Genomic DNA, 15,502 nt, shown 5'->3' with positions numbered 1-15,502 from the left:
GTATCGACTCCTCCGCTTTCTGTCTTGCGCGCACGAGGCGCCCGTCATGCACCCATCCGGAAATCCCGCAGAGTCAGGCCAGCCCGAAATTCACGTGCAGCACATCGCCTGCGCCAACAACGCCGCGTTCGTGCTGCGTTTCATCATCCAGCGCCTGGACGGCGACCGGGCCATCAGCCAGGCCCCGGCCGGCGGCGCATTCGCGGCCGGGCTGACCCGCAGCGTCGACCTGTCCGCGATGCGCTTCCACGGCGATGCGCTGCGCGTGGGAGAACGCGTGCGCGTGCGCGCGCGTGCGATCGGAGGGACGCGCCGCGACGGCCCGTCGGTGGCCTACGCGCCGAACGGCCATACCGCTACCTTCAGCGTGCGCGGCACTACCTTGAGCTTTTCGATCAATCGCATCTGAGGCATCCGACCATGACCGCGTCCCACGCGCTGGAAGGCCAATCCACCGATTGGCTGCGCGACAGCGAAGATCTGCTGGTCCGCTTCGGCCTCAACGACGAGGATGCCGATGCCCGCCATCGCAATCGTGGCGCGCAGGCGCATATGTTCACCGACGCGCGCCTGCCGCAGCTCGCACCCGATCGCGTGTTTCCGAATCTGGTCGCGGTGAGCCGCGGCGCGGCGCTGTCGATCCAGATCCGCGCGCGATCGCCTGGGCCGCTGGGCTTCGGTTTCCGCATCGCCACCGGTGCCGAGCCGGTGGTGGATCGCCTCTACGCGGTCCAGCGCGACGACGCGTTGGGCTTTCGTAGCGTCACCGTGCGCCGGTTCCAGCACGAAGCGAATCTGATCACCGTCGATCTGATGCGCGCGCGGCTCGGCCACTCGCACCGCCTGGCCGCACTGCAACAGCTATGGACCTGCGACATCATCACCTGGGACGTGCACCAGTTTCTCGACCCGATCACCGCGCAGGTCTATACCCGGAACAATCGGCGCTTCCCGCCGACGCCGCCCGCCGGGCGGCTGGACACCCGGCGCGGCACCGCGCTGGAGGCGGGCGGCGGCGCGGCGCTGCAGGTCAACGCCGGGGTCGTCTGGGCCGACGGCAGCGCCGAGCAAACCTTCGAACGCATCCAGGTGCAAGACGAAGGCGACCCGGATCGGGACTTCTTCGGCCGGCTGCGGGTGCATTTTTTCGTCGTCGATCCGGATTGAGCGGCCGCGCGCCGCGCCCGCCGTAGCGCCCAACCGAGGGCTCCGCATGCTCGTCACCATCGCATTCACCGGCGAACCCGATCGCGACCTCGTCCTGCGCCTGATGCCGGACACCTCGTTGCGGCAGGTTCGCGAACAACTCGCGGGCCTCGACGCGATGGCGCCGGGGGACCGCTTCGGTTTCGGCAATGCCCGCCTGGATCCGTCGATCGAGGCCGAGACCAAACTCAAGGAAGTGATCGGCGAGGACGCCGTGCTCAGCGTACGTCCGGCGCCGCGCGCGCCGGAACCGGAACCGGAGCCCGAACCCGAGCCGGAGCCCGAACCGGCACCGGCGCCCGCGCCGCCGCGTCCGGCGCTGCGCCCCACCGCGCCCACGGCGCAGCCCGCCGAAGCGAACTGGGGACTGCGCAACGAAGACGAAGCGCCGGACTTGCTCGCGAACCTGCAGGGCCGGTTGGCCGGGTTCAGCGTGCGCACGCCGGACGAGTTCACCGCGCTGCCGCTGGCGACGGTGCAGGCGCTGTTCGCCGCCCGCCGGCTCGACCGCGGCCTGCGTTTCGGCCCCGATCCGGGCGACGCCTTGTTCGGTGCCCGCTCGCCGCGTTCGCCGGTGGTCTACCGGCATCCGCAGCGGCCGCCGCGTTCGGGCGGAGTGTCCTTCACCTCGCGCTGGACCATCAGCGCCACCGCCAGCCGGGTGCTGCACGAACTGCACACGCGCAGCATCCACAACGCCAACGCCGGTGGCGGCGTCAACGGCTTCGGCCTGGCCGCGGATTTCCGCCGCGATCTCGAGCGTTTGCAACGCAACGAAGTCACCACGATCCATCTGACCGACGAGATGATCGCGCCGAGAGTCGTGCTGATGCTGGACCCGGACACCGATCTGGACGTCGCGCCCGAGTTGGTCGAAGCCGTCGACCGCGCGCTGGCGACGCCCGGCCGGGCCGGACAATACGAAGCGCTGCACGAGCGCGTGTTCGCCGCGTTCGGTTATTTCTTCCCGTGCGAGGCCTTGCTCGGCGGCACGCGCATGCGCACGCTCAGCGCGATCAGCGAAGACCTGCAGGAGCAAGAGCAGTTGCTGTCGGGCTTCGGTTTCGGCGCCGCCGCGAAGGACGCGCCGACCCGCTTCGGCCCGGCCAGCAGCGACATCGGCTTCGCCAGCGCCGACCAGCAGCGCTCCAATCATCGCCACATCCGCCAGTTGCGCGAGCAGAGCATCCGCACCGTCGGCGGGCATCCGGCGCTGGGCCTGTCGGACGAGTTGGCCCTGCAATGGATGGCCGGATTGGACGCGGTGGAGCTATGGAAAACCATCGGCCATCGCCGGCTGGTGCCGATCCTGCGCTTTCTGCCTGCCCGGCAACGCGACCGCTGTGTCAGCCTGATCGATCAATTCGCCGGTTCCGGCGCCAGCGCGCGCTATACCGTGCTGGACATGGCCGCTTACGTGATGCCGCTCAATCGCGATTTCCTCGGCACGATTCTCTAGCCCGCGGTCGCGCGCCGAATCGACAGAAACCCCGCCTTCCGACGGGGTTTTTCGATGCGTGCGACGGCGAACGGCTGGATCGGAAATCGATACCGCGATCGTGGTGCGCGGCGCGATCGGCGCCGCACGGCATGCCGCAAAAAAAGAACCCCGCCTTTCGGCGGGGTTCCTTATGTTGCTTCATGGCGATCGGTCGATCAGAAGTCCATGCCGCCCATGCCGCCCATGCCGCCGCCGCCCGGCATCGCCGGCTCGTCCTTCTTCGGCAGCTCGGCGACCATCGCTTCGGTCGTGATCATCAGACCGGCGATCGAAGCCGCGTTCTGCAGCGCGGTGCGGGTGACCTTGGTCGGGTCCAGGATGCCGAACTCGAGCATGTCGCCGTATTCGCCGTTGGCGGCGTTGTAACCGAACGCGCCCTTGCCTTCCTGGACCTTGTTCAGGATGACCGACGGCTCTTCGCCGGCGTTGGTGACGATTTCGCGCAGCGGGGCTTCCATCGCGCGCAGGGCGATCTGGATGCCGTGGTTCTGGTCTTCGTTGGCGCCCTTGAGGCCCGAGATCGCGGCCTTGGCGCGCAGCAGCGCGACGCCGCCGCCCGGGACGATGCCTTCTTCCACGGCAGCGCGGGTAGCGTGCAGCGCGTCTTCGACGCGAGCCTTCTTTTCCTTCATCTCGATCTCGGTCGATGCGCCGACCTTGATCACCGCCACGCCGCCGGCCAGCTTGGCCACGCGCTCCTGCAGCTTCTCGCGGTCGTAGTCCGAAGAGGTCTCTTCGATCTGCGCCTTGATCTGCTTGATGCGGGCCTGGATCGAATCGCCGTCGCCGGCGCCGTCGATGATGGTGGTGTTCTCCTTGGAGACCTGCACCTTCTTCGCGCGGCCGAGATCCTTGATCGTGGCCTTTTCGAGCTGCAGGCCGACTTCCTCGGAGATCACGGTGCCGCCGGTCAGCACGGCCATGTCTTCCAGCATCGCCTTGCGACGGTCGCCGAAGCCCGGGGCCTTGACGGCGCAGACCTTGACGATGCCGCGGATGGTGTTGACCACCAGGGTCGCCAACGCTTCGCCTTCGACTTCCTCGGCGACGATCAGCAGCGGCTTACCGGCCTTGGCCACGCCTTCCAGCACCGGCAGCAGGTCGCGGACGTTGGAGATCTTCTTGTCGTACAGCAGCACGAACGGGTCGTCGAGCTCGGCCGACATCGACTGCTGGTTGTTGATGAAGTACGGCGACAGGTAGCCGCGGTCGAACTGCATGCCCTCGACGACGTCGAGTTCGTTCTCAAGGCCCGAGCCGTCTTCGACGGTGATCACGCCTTCCTTGCCGACCTTGTCCATCGCCTGGGCGATCAGGTCGCCGATGTCGGCGTCGGAGTTGGCGGAGATCGCGCCGACCTGGGCGATTTCCTTGCTGGTCGAGGACGGCTTGGAGAGCTTCTTGAGCTCGGCCACGGCCTCGATCACGGCCTTGTCGATGCCGCGCTTGAGGTCCATCGGGTTCATGCCGGCCGCAACGGCCTTCATGCCTTCGCGGATCAGCGCCTGGGCCAGCACGGTCGCGGTGGTGGTGCCGTCGCCGGCATTGTCGGAGGTCTTGGAAGCGACTTCCTTGACCATCTGCGCGCCCATGTTCTCGAACTTGTCGGCCAGCTCGATTTCCTTGGCGACGGACACGCCGTCCTTGGTGATCGTCGGCGCGCCGAAGCTCTTCTCGAGCACGACGTTGCGGCCCTTCGGACCGAGGGTGGCCTTCACGGCATTGGCGAGCACGTTGACGCCGCGCACCATCTTGGCGCGCGCGTCCTCACCGAAACGAATTTCTTTAGCGGACATGGTTGGAACTCCGGGAATGGGGAATAGGGAATAGGGAATCGAGAGAGCGCATTACGGAGTCGGAACGGAAACCCGGGAGGCAGCGCAAGCGCTTACCGATTCCCGATTCCCTATTCCCGACTCCCGCCCGATCAGCCGACGATCGCGAGGACGTCGTCTTCCTTGAGGATCTTGTATTCGACGCCGTCCTGCTTGTAGGAGCTGCCCGAGTACTGGCCGTAGATGACCTTGTCGCCGACCTTGAGCTTCGGCGCGCGCACGCTGCCGTTGTCCAGGGCCTTGCCTTCGCCGATGGCGACGACTTCACCCTTGGTCGACTTTTCCTTGGCGGCGTCGGGGATGATGATTCCGCCGGCCGAGATTTCGTCGGCTTCGATCGGCTTGACCACAACGCGGTCGTAAAGCGGCTTGAGATTCATGGCAACCCTCTGTAAGTGCTTGAATGGGTGGAGAAAGGACGGGAATTTTAGCAGTCGCCCCCGGAGAGTGCCAACGCCGGGGACAAAAGCGCCCGGACGAACCGGGACTGCACGCTAGATGAGGCGGTCCCGGGAGCCTTTCAAGGGGTGGGCGACGAAATCCTGGCGCCGGTCGATGACAGGCCGGGTACCGGCCCGCTCGCGCAGCCCGACCGCTCAGGTCCCGAGCCGCTTCAGGTAGGCAGTCGGGGTGGCGCCGAGGCTGCGCCGGAACATGGCGATGAAGGCGCTGACGCTGTCGTAGCCCAGGTCCAGGGCGATGGCGGTAACCGCATCGCCGGCGGCCAGGCGCTCCAGCGCCCGCATCAGGCGCGCGCGCTGCCGCCATTGCAGCAGGCTTTGGCCGGTCTGCGCGGCGAAGCGCCGGCTCAGGCTGCGCTCGGACAGATGCGCGAACGCGGCCCACTCGGCCAGGCCGCGCGGGTCGGCCGGATCGTCGGCCAGGGCCTGGGCGACGCGCAGCAAGTGCGGGTCGGTCGGCATCGGCAGGCCGATCGGCCGCTGCGCCGGGTCCGCGGGCCTGCTGAGAGCGGGCCCATCCAGTGCGAACCCGCTTAGAGCAGGCTCGCCCAGGGCGATCTCGTCGAGCAGCACCTGGGCGAGCCGGGCCTGGGCCGGGCCCAGGGGCGCGTCGCCCGGCCATTGCGCGGCCCGCGCGACCGCCTCGCGCAACAGACCGGACACGCGCAGGGCGCAGGCTTGCGCCGGCAGCGCCGCGCAGGCGGATTCGGCGACGTAGACGCTCCAGCCGGAAAAGGCGGCGCCGTGCGAGCGCAGCGAATGCTCGGCCTGCGGCGGCACCCATACCGCATCGGTGGCCGGCACGACCCAACGCCCTTGCGCGGTGCCGACGGTCAGCAAGCCGCGGTGCGCGCCGAACAACTGCCCGCGTGCGTGTCGGTGCGCGGCGGTGTCGCGCACGCCGGCGCGGGCCATCGTCACGGCGATCACCACCGGTCCGTCGGCGGAATCGGCGCGGAGCGCGGCGAGCAGAGGGTCGGACATTGGCTGGAACGCGCTATCGAATGGCCGGGGCAACGTAGCAGAGCGCCGTCGCCGAACCCAGCATGATCGCTTCATCCCGAACGGAGCCGCGCCATGCGAGCCGAAGACTTGTTGCCCGACCATCTCGACCACACCCGCATCGACGGCGTCCTCGTGCGCAAAGGATCGGTCGGCGCGTTTCTCGCCAATGCGCGGGTCTGGTCGGATGGCGATGCCGATGCGCGTGCGCAGGCCGAACGGCATATCGCCGAGGCGTTGCCGGCCTTGCGCGCGTTGGGTCTGTTCGAGGTATTGGAGATTCGCGATCCGGGGCTGCGTGCGTGGGTTGCCGGGCAAGGATAGGAATGGCGGACGCGTAAGGGCCGAGGTTTCGTCGCGTCCCTGGTTCGCGGTCGCGGCTCGCGGCGCTCCTGGCCGTAGCCCCCTGTAGGAGCGGCGTAAGCCGCGACCGCGCTGCTTGCCGTGACCACGTGTCTTGCCGCAGAGCGGTGAAACAACATCAAGATCTAAAGCTTCCGTCCGCTACGCGGCCGGGTTACTTTCTTTTGCTAAGCCCAAAAGAAAGCTAACCAAAGAAAAGGGCTCTCCTTGACGAAGCTCCCCTGCGAGCACGCAGCCTGCGCCGGGATTTTCCGATAAGACATCCTTGTCTTATCGGAAAACGCCGCACGTCCTGTGCGGCGCCCTCCGGGTCTACGGTTGCATCGCTAGTTCGGAACTGCGCCAAGCACTTACGGCAACGGCAACGGCAACGGCAACGGCAACGATCGTCGCGGCGCTTGGGTAGGAGCGGCGCGAGCCGCGACCGTGATCGCTCCGCCTGCCGCGTCGCTGCGGTGCCCGACATTCCACGCTACCCATGACTTCCCTACCGCGCGCCCCGCTACGCCGCGCACTAGACTGCAGCCATCCCCGCCATCGCCAGGACCGCCGCATGTCATCCGTGACCTCCCCCAAACAGATCGCCGCGTCGCTGACCGAATTCTGGTCGCCGCGCGTGGTCGCCGAAGTCGACGACGCCTACATCAAGGTCGCCCGCGTGCAAGGGCAACTGGCCTGGCACAGCCACGCCGACGAGGACGAGCTGTTCCTCGTGCTCAAGGGCCGGCTGGTGATCGAGATGGAAGACCGCAAGGTCGAACTCGGCGAGGGCGAGATGTTCGTCGTGCCCAAGGGCGTGCGCCACAACCCGATCGCCGACGAGGAATGCCATCTGATGCTGATCGAGCGCAAGACCACCCTGCACACAGGCGACGTGGTCACCGACAAGACTCGCTCGCTCGACGAGCAACTGCGCCCCTTGGGCTGAGCCGACGCGACCGAATCCATCGACGAGACGACCTGCGAACGCGATGGCTTGGCAGCCGCCGCGTCGTCGATGGACGCATCATCGCTCGATCGCGGTTGCCGCTACCGATGCTCACGGCCGGTCGGGCCGGACGATTCGGTGTCGACGCCGAAGACCCGACGCCACAAAAGAAAAGAGCGCGTCCCGTGGAACGCGCTCTTTGGTGCGGAGATGGCCTGTCCTCTGCATGGCGCTATCCGGCGCCCTCCCCCCGAACCGACCTCTTGTCTTTCCGAAGTCCTTATCGGCGTGCGGCCATATTCCAAAGTCCACGCTACGGTTGCTAGGGAGCGCGACCGGAAATTACGCTACTTTTGGTAGCGCTGCCGATTGCTTATCGGCCTAAGTCATTGTAATAAATAGGCCGAATGGTGCAGCACGACAGCGTAAACGCACGGGCTGATGCGACTATCGATCACCTGGTGACTATTGGTAGCTGAACGTGTGATTTCGGCCACAAACCTGTCAGGAACTGTCATATGACGCCGCAACAGCGCATCCGCCTCGCCCGGCGTCACGCCGGACTCTCGCAAGCCGCGCTCGGGGCGGCGGTCGGGGTGCAACGCAGCGCGGTCGGTCACTGGGAGTCGGCGCAGAGCAAATTCCCGAGCGTCGCCCACCTGCGCGAACTGGCCCTGGTCACCGGGGTGCAGTTCGAATGGCTGGCGACCGGTCGCGGCAAGATGAGCCTGTCGCTGGACACGGCGATGGACTCGGTCGCCGCGGCCGAGGCCTTGCTGATCGACGACCCGCTGGAACTGCGCCTGATCCTGGCCTTCCGCGAGGCGCCGACACGCGCCAAGGCACCGCTGGTCGAGGTCGTCGAACAGATGGCCGAACTGCGCACCGGCCGCCCGGCGCGCTCGGTCGCTGGCGGCGGCAAGCGCACGACGACCTGAGAAGCCCGTCGCAAGTTCGGGCGCGAACCGTGACGCAGGGCAGCGGGCGATGTCATAAACCCCGACTAGACTCGACCGTATGCGCCCGGGGAGGGTGCATCGACCGCGTCGTTCCGCACGCACGCGTCGTCAATACATAAGGAGCCGTTCGATGCCGATGTCCGTTCGTGGCAGATCCACCGCCCTGCACTGTTCACACCCCGCACGCCCCCGCCCCGCCCTGCCGCGCCAAGCCGCGCGCCTGGCCCTGGCGATCTGCGCCCTGTTGCCGTCGCTGGCCTCGGCCGCCGTCTTCATCAACGAATTCCATTACGACGATGCGACCTCCGCCGGCGACGTCGGCGAGCGCATCGAGATCGTCGCGACCGCCGGCGAAACGCTGAGCAACTACCGCGTCTATCTGTACAACGGCAGCTCGCCCTCGTCGGCGGTGACCTGCGACAACGACCTGGTGCCGGCCGGCAGCGTCGTCACCTGCGGCGGCAGCGTGCGCATCGCGACGCTGAGCTATCCCACCAACGGCATCCAGAACGGTTCCAACGACGGCTTCGCCCTGGTCGACGGCAGCGGCAACGTGGTCCAGTTCCTGAGCTACGAAGGCCAGATCACCGCCAGCGGCGGTCCCGCCTCGGGCCGCACCAGCACCAACCTGCCGGTGTCGGAATCCGGCTCGACCGCGGCCGGCACCTCGCTGCAGCTGTCGGGCAGCGGCAGCGCCTATTCGCAATTCGCCTGGCAGAACTCGGCGTCCCAAACCTTCGGCGCCTGCAACAACGGCCAGAGCTTCACCACCTCGACGCCGAACACGCCGCCGAGCGTCACCTCGACCACGCCGAGCAACGGCGCGAGCAACTTCCCGGCCGCCGGCGACCTGGTCGCGAACTTCAGCGAAGCGGTGACCCTGGCCAGCGGCGCGCTGACCCTGCAGTGCGCGACCTCCGGCACGGTCGCCCTGACCCATCCGTCCAGCGGCACCGCCATTACCGCCTCCACCGGCACCGCCCTGCGCGCCGGCGAAAGCTGCACCTTCACCGTCGTCGCCAGCAAGGTCAGCGACGCCGGCGGCGCGCATCTGGCGGCCAACACGGTCGCCAACTTCACCGTCGCCAGCGGCGGCGGTGGCGGCACCGGCTACTACTCGCACGTCAACACCAGCAGCGCCAGCCAGTTGCGTTGCTCGCTGCACGAAACCATCAAGGGCCACACGGTCTATCCGTACAGCGGCGGCACCACCAACACCTGGACGATCCTGGAAATCGCCGACGAAGACCCCAACAACGCCGGCCGCATCCTCGATGCTTACAAGAACCGCAGCTTCGTCAAGGTCACCGACCGCGCGGGCAGCGGCAGCGGCGTGAAATACAACCGCGAACACACCTGGCCGAACTCGCTCGGCTTCGGCTCGGCCACCGGCAACCTCGGCCTGCCGTACGCGCCCTACACCGACACCCACATGCTGTACCTCACCGATGCCGGCTATAACGCCGACCGCGGCAACAAGCCTTTCGCCGACTGCTCGCTGTCGAGCGGCTGCGGCGAGCGCGTCACCGAGGTCAACAACGGCAACGGCGGCGGCAGCGGCGTGTACCCGGGCAACTCGAACTGGTTCAAGACGCCCGACGGCAATGCCGGTTCGTTCCAGGTCTGGGGCAAGCGCAAGGGCGATATGGCGCGCGCGGTGCTGTATATGGCGATCCGCTACGAAGGCGGCACCGATCCGAACAACGGCCAGAGCGAACCGGACCTGGAACTGACCGACGACCGCAGCAAGATCGTCATCACCTCGTCCTCGCCGGCCTACATGGGCTTGTTGACCACGCTGCTGTCCTGGCACCAGGCCGACCCGCCGGATGCCGCCGAACTGGCGCGCAACGAAGTGATCTTCAGCTTCCAGGGCAACCGCAACCCCTTCATCGATCATCCGGAGTGGGCCACCGCCTCGCTGTTCAACTCGGCCAAGCCGGCGAGCTGCCAGCTGATTCCGTGATCGGCAAGTAACGCGCAAGGACGAACGCCCGCGGATGCGGGCGTTCGTTTTTGGAGCAACGAGAACCGCGCAGCCCGGGCAGTGCGCTTGCTTGCATTGCCTCGTATTGATCGTATGGCCGCATGGGTCGTAACCCATCTGGCGTCATCCCCGCGCAGGGGATACCGCCGCATCGTCCTAAAGACCTCAAGCGTCCTCGCATGAAAGTCCGGTGGGCGCGGAGCGCCCTGGCCGGGGCGTAGCGACCTGGCGATACCTCCGGATGAAGGTCTGGCGATAGTCTGCCCACTCAATCGAACACCACCACCGGTTTGCCCATCTCGCGCGCGCCGGCCATCGAAGCGATCGCCGCGGCGCCGTCGTCGAAGCCATAGCGCGCGCCGACCACCGGCTCGATGCGATGCCGTTCCACATCGGCCAGAAAGGCCTCGAAATCGCGCAGGCTGCCGACGCTGATGCCTTGGATGTTGAGCTGGCGCGCCATGATCGGCCCGATCAGATTGCCGTCGACCTGCATGCCGTGCAGGAAGCCGATCACCGCGATATGGGCGTTGTCGGCGGCCGCCTGCAACAGCTCGAGGAACTGCGGGCCGCCGACCACGTCGACAATGCCGTCGACGCCGCGGCCGTCGGTGAGTTCGCGCACCGCCGCGGCCAGATCCGGGCGCTGCCGATAATCGATCACCGCGCGCGCACCGAGCGCACGCAAGCGTTCGGCCTTGCCGGCATCGCCGGTGGTCGCGATCACGTCGGCGCCGCGCGCGACCGCGAGTTGCAAGGCCATCAAGGACACGCTGCCGGTGCCTTGCACGAGTACGCTGGCGCCAGGCCGCAGGTCCATGCGCTGCAGCGCGCTCCAAGCGGTGAGGCCGGACACCGGCAGGGTCGAGGCCGCTTCGTCGCTGAGGAATTCCGGCGCGGGCAGGATCGCGCCGGCGGGCAATACGATCTGGCGCGCGAGCCAGCCATCGAGCGGGCCCCCGAGTTTGCTGAGGTGGTTCGCCGACTTGAACGGCCCTTCGATCCAGCCGGTGGTGTAATGGCCGAGCACGCGATCGCCGGGCGCATAGCCCTCGACGCCGTCGCCGACCGCCTCGATGCGGCCGACCCCGTCCGACAGCGGCACGAACGGCCGCGGCAGTTCCGGCTGATAGCGACCGGTGGCGAGGGCGTAATCGCGGTAATTCACCGACGCCGCGGCGACGCGGATCCGGACTTGGCCGGGGCCGGGCTGGGGTTCGGGCAAGTCGATGCGGCGCAGGCTGTCGAGGCTGTGGCCCTGGAGTTGGTAGGCATCCATCGTGGTTCTCCGCTGCCGGTGCGCGGACCGGCCGGGTGGGGGGATGCCCAGACTATTGTTGAGCCGACTACTGATATAGGATCGCGATGGCAACTCATCATTGAGGATGTCTCAACAATGATCGGCGGGCTCTATTCCGAACTCGAGGCCTTCGAGGCCATCCTCCAGCACGGCAGCTTCACCGCCGCGGCGAAGCAACTGCAGGTCACCCCGGGCGCGATCACTCGCCGCCTGAATACCCTGGAGGCGCGGCTCGGCGCCAAGTTGCTCAACCGTTCGACCAGACGGCTGAGCCTGACCGAGTCGGGACGCCACTACTACGCCGAAGTCGCGCCGGCGCTGGCGCAGATCCTCGCCGCCGGCGAACGCGTGCACGACCTGTCGGCGCAGCCGCGCGGCGAGCTGCGGGTGTCGGTGCCGATGAATTTCGGCCGTCTGTACGTGATGCCGCACGTCGAAGCCTTCCTGCAGCGTTGGCCCGGCATCGACCTGGACCTGCAATTCGACGACCGCTTCGTCGACCTGATCGGCGCCGGCTTCGACGCCGCGATCCGCATCGGCGCGCTCAGCGATTCGCGCCTGGTCGCGCGCCGCATCGCGCAGACGCGGCGGATCCTGGTGGCCTCGCCCGACTACCTCGCACGGCGCGGCGCACCGCGTACGCCGGCCGAGCTGATCGAGCACGACTGCCTGCACTACACCTTGTTCCGCGACACCCCGACCTGGGAATTCCATCGCGACCGCGAACCGCTGCGCGTACCGGTGCGAGGGCGCTTGAAAGCGAACTACGGCCTGCCGCTGGTCGATGCCGCCGTGCACGGCCGCGGCATCCTGCAGACCGCGACCTTCGCCGTCGCCGAGGAGCTCGCCAGCGGCAGTTTGGTCGAAGTGATGCCGGATTGGAGCCTGCTGCCGATCGGCATCTACGCGGTGTACCCGAGCCGCGACTACCGGCCTCGCAAGGTCGAAGCCTTCATCGACTTCGTCGAAGCGACCATCGGCGAGCCGGCGGTGTGGGACCGGGTGATCGCCGGGCAGACGTGACGCGCGTTTGGCGCGTGCCCGGCTTCGGGCACAAAGCAAATCCCCCGCGCTGCGGTTCTGCATCGGCATCGAATCTGTGCGGGGCGCTCGCCCCCTTTGTCAAAGGGGGCGATGATCGATCGCGCTTATGTCGGTGTCGCCTGTCGGCTCAAACTCGCCGCTAAAGCGCGAGCGCGGGCAGGAGCACGAGACCTCCGGCCACCAAGCACCCACCCGAAGGATTCCCCCCTTTGAAGAGGGGGCCGGGGGGATTTGCTCCTGCCCTCAAGTCCGGAACCAACCGCCCCCGGCAAACTCCAAGCCCCGTCCCTCATTCCGCTTTCGCGTGGTTTGCTGAAAGCTTGCTCATCGCCCCCACGGCCCGCCGATGACTCCGCCGATTCCCGCTGCAACGACCTCCAGTTCCTGGCGCCGCGCGCTGTCGATGCTGGCCAGCCTGGCGATCCTCGCCTTGGCGCTGCATGCGCTCGCCGGCGAGTTCAGCGAACAGGGCTATCGCTCGATCCGGCATGCCTTCGCGCAGTTGGAAGACCGCCGCATCGTCCTGGCCTTTCTGCTCGGCCTGGCCAGCTATGCCTGCCTGGTCGGTTTCGACGCCATCGGCCTGCGTCGCAATGCGAGCAAGGTCAAACCGCTGCGCCTGGTCGTCACCGCCTTCCTCGCCAATGCGGTCGGGCACACGCTCGGTTTCGCGGCGTTGACCGGTGGCGCGGTGCGCTTGCGCGGCTACGGCGCGGCCGGTCTGTCGCTCGCCGACATCGGCCAAGTCGTGTTGATGAGCACCCTCGGCTTCGTGTTCGGCGCCTGGGTATTGCTGGCCTGCGCCTTGTTGTTCGAGCCGGCCCCGGCGGCGTTGTTGCTGCCGCTCGGCGAAGGCGCAATCCGCGCCATCGGCGCAGCGATCGCGCTCGCCTTCGTCGGCCTGTGGTTCGCGGTCGGGCGCGACGGCCGCACCCTGCGCTGGCGCGACCATGCCCTGTGGCTGCCCGATCGCCGCACTGTGCTCGAAGTGACCGCCTTGAGCGTGGTCGAACTGGCCCTGGCCGGCAGCGCGCTGTATGTCCTGCTCGCACCGATCGCCGGTACCGACTTCATCGGTTTCGTCGGCCTGTATCTGGTCGCGGTGGTCGCCGGCCTGCTGTCGAGCGTGCCCGCCGGCATCGGCGTGTTCGAGTGGAGCCTGCTCAAGCTGCTGCCGGGCGTGGCGCCGGCCAGCTTGCTGGCGGCGGCGCTGGCCTATCGCATCACTTACTACGCCTTGCCGCTGGCCTTGGCGACGATGGTCGGCATGATCGGCGCCGTGCGCGGACCGGTGGCGGCGCGCGCCGGCGCCCTGCGCACCGCCTGGCTCGCGATCCGGCCGTGGCTGCCGCATGTGATCGCGCTCGCTGCGTTCGTACTCGGCGCCGCGCTGATCCTCGACGGCACCTTGCCGAAACCGCGCCATCGCCTGGTCGGCGCGCCGCTGCCCTTGATCGAGACCTCGCAATTGCTCGCCAGCCTCGGCGGCGTCGGCCTGTTGCTGATCGGCCAGGGCCTGCAGCGCCGCAGCCATGCCGCGTGGGCGCTGGCGCTGGCCGTGTGCATCGTGCTGCCCTTGCCGACCTGGTTGCGCGGCGGCCACCTCAGCCTGGCCCTGGCGCCGCCGTTGGTGGCGGTCGCGTTGTGGGCGGCGCGACGCGAGTTCTATCGCGAAGGCGCCCTGCTCGACGAAGCCTGGTCGTGGCGCTGGCTGCGCAATCTCGGTCTGGTGTTGATCGCCGCGGTCTGGCTGCTGTTCTTCGCCTACAGCCACGTCGAATACCGTAACGAGCTGTGGTGGGAGTTCCTGGTGTCGAGCAACGCGCCGCGCGCCTTGCGCGCGATGCTGCTGGTCAGCGTCACCGTGATCGCGTTCGGCCTGGCGCGCCTGCTGCATGCCGCGCGGGCGCCGCTGCCGGCGGCGAGCGATGCCGAACTCGCGGCGATCCGGCCGGTCCTCGCCCTGGCCGACGACAGCCAGGCGCATCTGGCCTTGACCGGCGACAAAGCGCTGCTGCTCGATCCGCAACAACGCGGCTTCGCAATGATGCAACGTTACGGCGGCTCGCTGATCGCGATGGGCGACCCGGTCGGGCCGCCCGAGGTCGCACGCGCGCTGATCTGGCGTTTCCGCGAAGAAGCCGACCGGCTCGGCATGCGGCCGGTGTTCTACCAGGTCGGCGAGCAGTACTGGCAAACCTACCTCGACCTCGGCCTGACCCTGGTCAAGCTCGGCGAAGAAGCGTTGGTGCCGCTGACCGATTTCAGCCTGCAGGGCTCGACCCGCGCCGAATTGCGCCAGGCCTGGAACCGCGGCAAGCGCGCCGGGCTGAGTTTCCGCATCGCCCCGGCCGACGAGGTCGAAGCCTTGCTGCCGGTGCTCGCGGAAATTTCCGAGGATTGGCTGGAACACAAATCCGGCGAAGAGAAAGGCTTCTCGCTCGGCCACTTCGACGCCGCTTATCTCGAGCGTTTGCCGGTCGCCCTGGTCGAACGCGAGGGCCACATCGTCGCCTTCGCCAATCTGTGGAACGCCACCAACGGCCGCGAGCTGTCGGTCGACCTGATGCGTCACAGCGAGACCGCGCCGAAGGGCACGATGGATTTCTTGTTCGCCGAGTTGCTGGGTTGGGGCCGCGAACACGGCTACGAACGTTTCTCGCTCGGCATGGCGCCCTTGTCGGGCTTGTCTCAGCATCGCCTTGCCGGGCGCTGGAACCGCTTCGCCAACCTGGTCGCGCGCCACGGCGAACGTTTCTACGGTTTCGTCGGCCTGCGCCGCTTCAAGGCCAAGTACGACCCGGTCTGGCGCACGCGCTACCTCGCCGCGCCGGGCGGCATGCATCTGCCGGCGGCCTTGATCGACGTCACCCGCTTGATCTCGCTCGACCCGCGCCGGCACGACGACGGCGAGCC

12 protein-coding genes and 1 pseudogene are annotated in these 15,502 nt (G+C 67.8%); 9 read left to right on the top strand and 4 right to left on the bottom strand.

Annotation, left to right across the window (positions count from 1 at the left end; translation table 11 throughout):
- Nucleotides 1-94 precede the first annotated feature (94 nt).
- The 3 genes from EX88_RS0101780 to EX88_RS0101770 are packed head-to-tail and all read left to right on the top strand — an operon-like array spanning nt 95 to nt 2,665.
- On the top strand, nt 95-409 hold the full coding sequence (locus tag EX88_RS0101780) for a hypothetical protein (RefSeq protein WP_031370303.1): 315 nt from the start codon (nt 95-97) through the stop codon (nt 407-409).
- 11 nt (nt 410-420) lie between these two features.
- Nucleotides 421-1,167, top strand: a complete 747-nt coding sequence (locus EX88_RS0101775; protein ID WP_031370302.1) for a hypothetical protein — start codon at nt 421-423, stop codon at nt 1,165-1,167.
- A gap of 46 nt (nt 1,168-1,213) precedes the next feature.
- On the top strand, nt 1,214-2,665 hold the full coding sequence (locus EX88_RS0101770; RefSeq protein ID WP_031370301.1) for a hypothetical protein: 1,452 nt from the start codon (nt 1,214-1,216) through the stop codon (nt 2,663-2,665).
- Between the two features lie 197 nt (nt 2,666-2,862).
- On the opposite strand, the gene groL is transcribed toward EX88_RS0101770, so the two are convergent.
- From groL to EX88_RS0101755, 3 genes are all read right to left on the bottom strand, one after another.
- Nucleotides 2,863-4,503 (bottom strand): chaperonin GroEL, encoded by a 1,641-nt coding sequence (gene groL, locus EX88_RS0101765; protein WP_031370300.1) that lies wholly within the window; start codon nt 4,501-4,503, stop codon nt 2,863-2,865.
- A 131-nt stretch (nt 4,504-4,634) separates the two neighbouring features.
- Nucleotides 4,635-4,922, bottom strand: a complete 288-nt coding sequence (locus tag EX88_RS0101760) for a co-chaperone GroES (RefSeq protein ID WP_031370299.1) — start codon at nt 4,920-4,922, stop codon at nt 4,635-4,637.
- Between the two features lie 216 nt (nt 4,923-5,138).
- A complete protein-coding gene (locus tag EX88_RS0101755; RefSeq protein WP_031370298.1) occupies nt 5,139-5,987 on the bottom strand; it encodes an AraC family transcriptional regulator in 849 nt (282 codons plus the stop codon).
- Nucleotides 5,988-6,080: 93 nt separating this feature from the next.
- Between EX88_RS0101755 and EX88_RS0101750 the strand changes: the two genes are divergently transcribed.
- The 4 genes from EX88_RS0101750 to EX88_RS0101735 all read left to right on the top strand — a co-directional run bounded on the left by EX88_RS0101750 (nt 6,081) and on the right by EX88_RS0101735 (nt 10,221).
- Complete coding sequence (locus EX88_RS0101750) at nt 6,081-6,329, top strand: hypothetical protein (RefSeq protein WP_031370297.1); 249 nt, start codon at nt 6,081-6,083, stop codon at nt 6,327-6,329.
- A 592-nt stretch (nt 6,330-6,921) separates the two neighbouring features.
- Nucleotides 6,922-7,296: a cupin domain-containing protein gene (locus tag EX88_RS0101745; protein WP_031370296.1), complete on the top strand. Its 375-nt coding sequence runs from the start codon at nt 6,922-6,924 to the stop codon at nt 7,294-7,296.
- Between the two features lie 518 nt (nt 7,297-7,814).
- Nucleotides 7,815-8,234 (top strand): helix-turn-helix transcriptional regulator, encoded by a 420-nt coding sequence (locus EX88_RS24235; RefSeq protein WP_051884311.1) that lies wholly within the window; start codon nt 7,815-7,817, stop codon nt 8,232-8,234.
- A 157-nt stretch (nt 8,235-8,391) separates the two neighbouring features.
- Nucleotides 8,392-10,221, top strand: coding sequence for an endonuclease (locus tag EX88_RS0101735; RefSeq protein ID WP_081930552.1), 1,830 nt, complete (start codon nt 8,392-8,394; stop codon nt 10,219-10,221).
- A gap of 289 nt (nt 10,222-10,510) precedes the next feature.
- Here EX88_RS0101735 and EX88_RS0101730 read toward each other — a convergent pair whose 3' ends face one another.
- Nucleotides 10,511-11,521: a zinc-dependent alcohol dehydrogenase family protein gene (locus EX88_RS0101730; RefSeq protein ID WP_031370293.1), complete on the bottom strand. Its 1,011-nt coding sequence runs from the start codon at nt 11,519-11,521 to the stop codon at nt 10,511-10,513.
- Nucleotides 11,522-11,638: 117 nt separating this feature from the next.
- Between EX88_RS0101730 and EX88_RS0101725 the strand changes: the two genes are divergently transcribed.
- On the top strand, nt 11,639-12,565 hold the full coding sequence (locus tag EX88_RS0101725; protein WP_031370292.1) for a LysR family transcriptional regulator: 927 nt from the start codon (nt 11,639-11,641) through the stop codon (nt 12,563-12,565).
- A gap of 367 nt (nt 12,566-12,932) precedes the next feature.
- Nucleotides 12,933-15,491 (top strand): annotated as a pseudogene (gene mprF / locus EX88_RS0101720) (bifunctional lysylphosphatidylglycerol flippase/synthetase MprF); the annotation flags it as partial.
- Nucleotides 15,492-15,502: the final 11 nt, after the last annotated feature.

Source organism: Lysobacter antibioticus (assembly GCF_000731095.1).
Classification (GTDB): domain Bacteria; phylum Pseudomonadota; class Gammaproteobacteria; order Xanthomonadales; family Xanthomonadaceae; genus Lysobacter; species Lysobacter antibioticus_B.
Note: the sequence above shows the minus strand (reverse complement) of the source record. Positions and strands in the feature narration are given on the sequence as shown.

What these genes read in the sequence shown, in the direction of transcription:
- EX88_RS0101775 (WP_031370302.1), top strand. Translation starts at nt 421, where the DNA reads ATGACCGCGTCCCACGCGCTGGAAGGCCAATCCACCGATTGGCTGCGC.
- EX88_RS0101770 (WP_031370301.1), top strand. Translation starts at nt 1,214, where the DNA reads ATGCTCGTCACCATCGCATTCACCGGCGAACCCGATCGCGACCTCGTC.
- groL (WP_031370300.1), bottom strand. Translation starts at nt 4,503, where the DNA reads ATGTCCGCTAAAGAAATTCGTTTCGGTGAGGACGCGCGCGCCAAGATG.
- EX88_RS0101760 (WP_031370299.1), bottom strand. Translation starts at nt 4,922, where the DNA reads ATGAATCTCAAGCCGCTTTACGACCGCGTTGTGGTCAAGCCGATCGAA.
- EX88_RS0101755 (WP_031370298.1), bottom strand. Translation starts at nt 5,987, where the DNA reads ATGTCCGACCCTCTGCTCGCCGCGCTCCGCGCCGATTCCGCCGACGGA.
- EX88_RS0101750 (WP_031370297.1), top strand. Translation starts at nt 6,081, where the DNA reads ATGCGAGCCGAAGACTTGTTGCCCGACCATCTCGACCACACCCGCATC.
- EX88_RS0101745 (WP_031370296.1), top strand. Translation starts at nt 6,922, where the DNA reads ATGTCATCCGTGACCTCCCCCAAACAGATCGCCGCGTCGCTGACCGAA.
- EX88_RS24235 (WP_051884311.1), top strand. Translation starts at nt 7,815, where the DNA reads ATGACGCCGCAACAGCGCATCCGCCTCGCCCGGCGTCACGCCGGACTC.
- EX88_RS0101735 (WP_081930552.1), top strand. Translation starts at nt 8,392, where the DNA reads ATGTCCGTTCGTGGCAGATCCACCGCCCTGCACTGTTCACACCCCGCA.
- EX88_RS0101730 (WP_031370293.1), bottom strand. Translation starts at nt 11,521, where the DNA reads ATGGATGCCTACCAACTCCAGGGCCACAGCCTCGACAGCCTGCGCCGC.
- EX88_RS0101725 (WP_031370292.1), top strand. Translation starts at nt 11,639, where the DNA reads ATGATCGGCGGGCTCTATTCCGAACTCGAGGCCTTCGAGGCCATCCTC.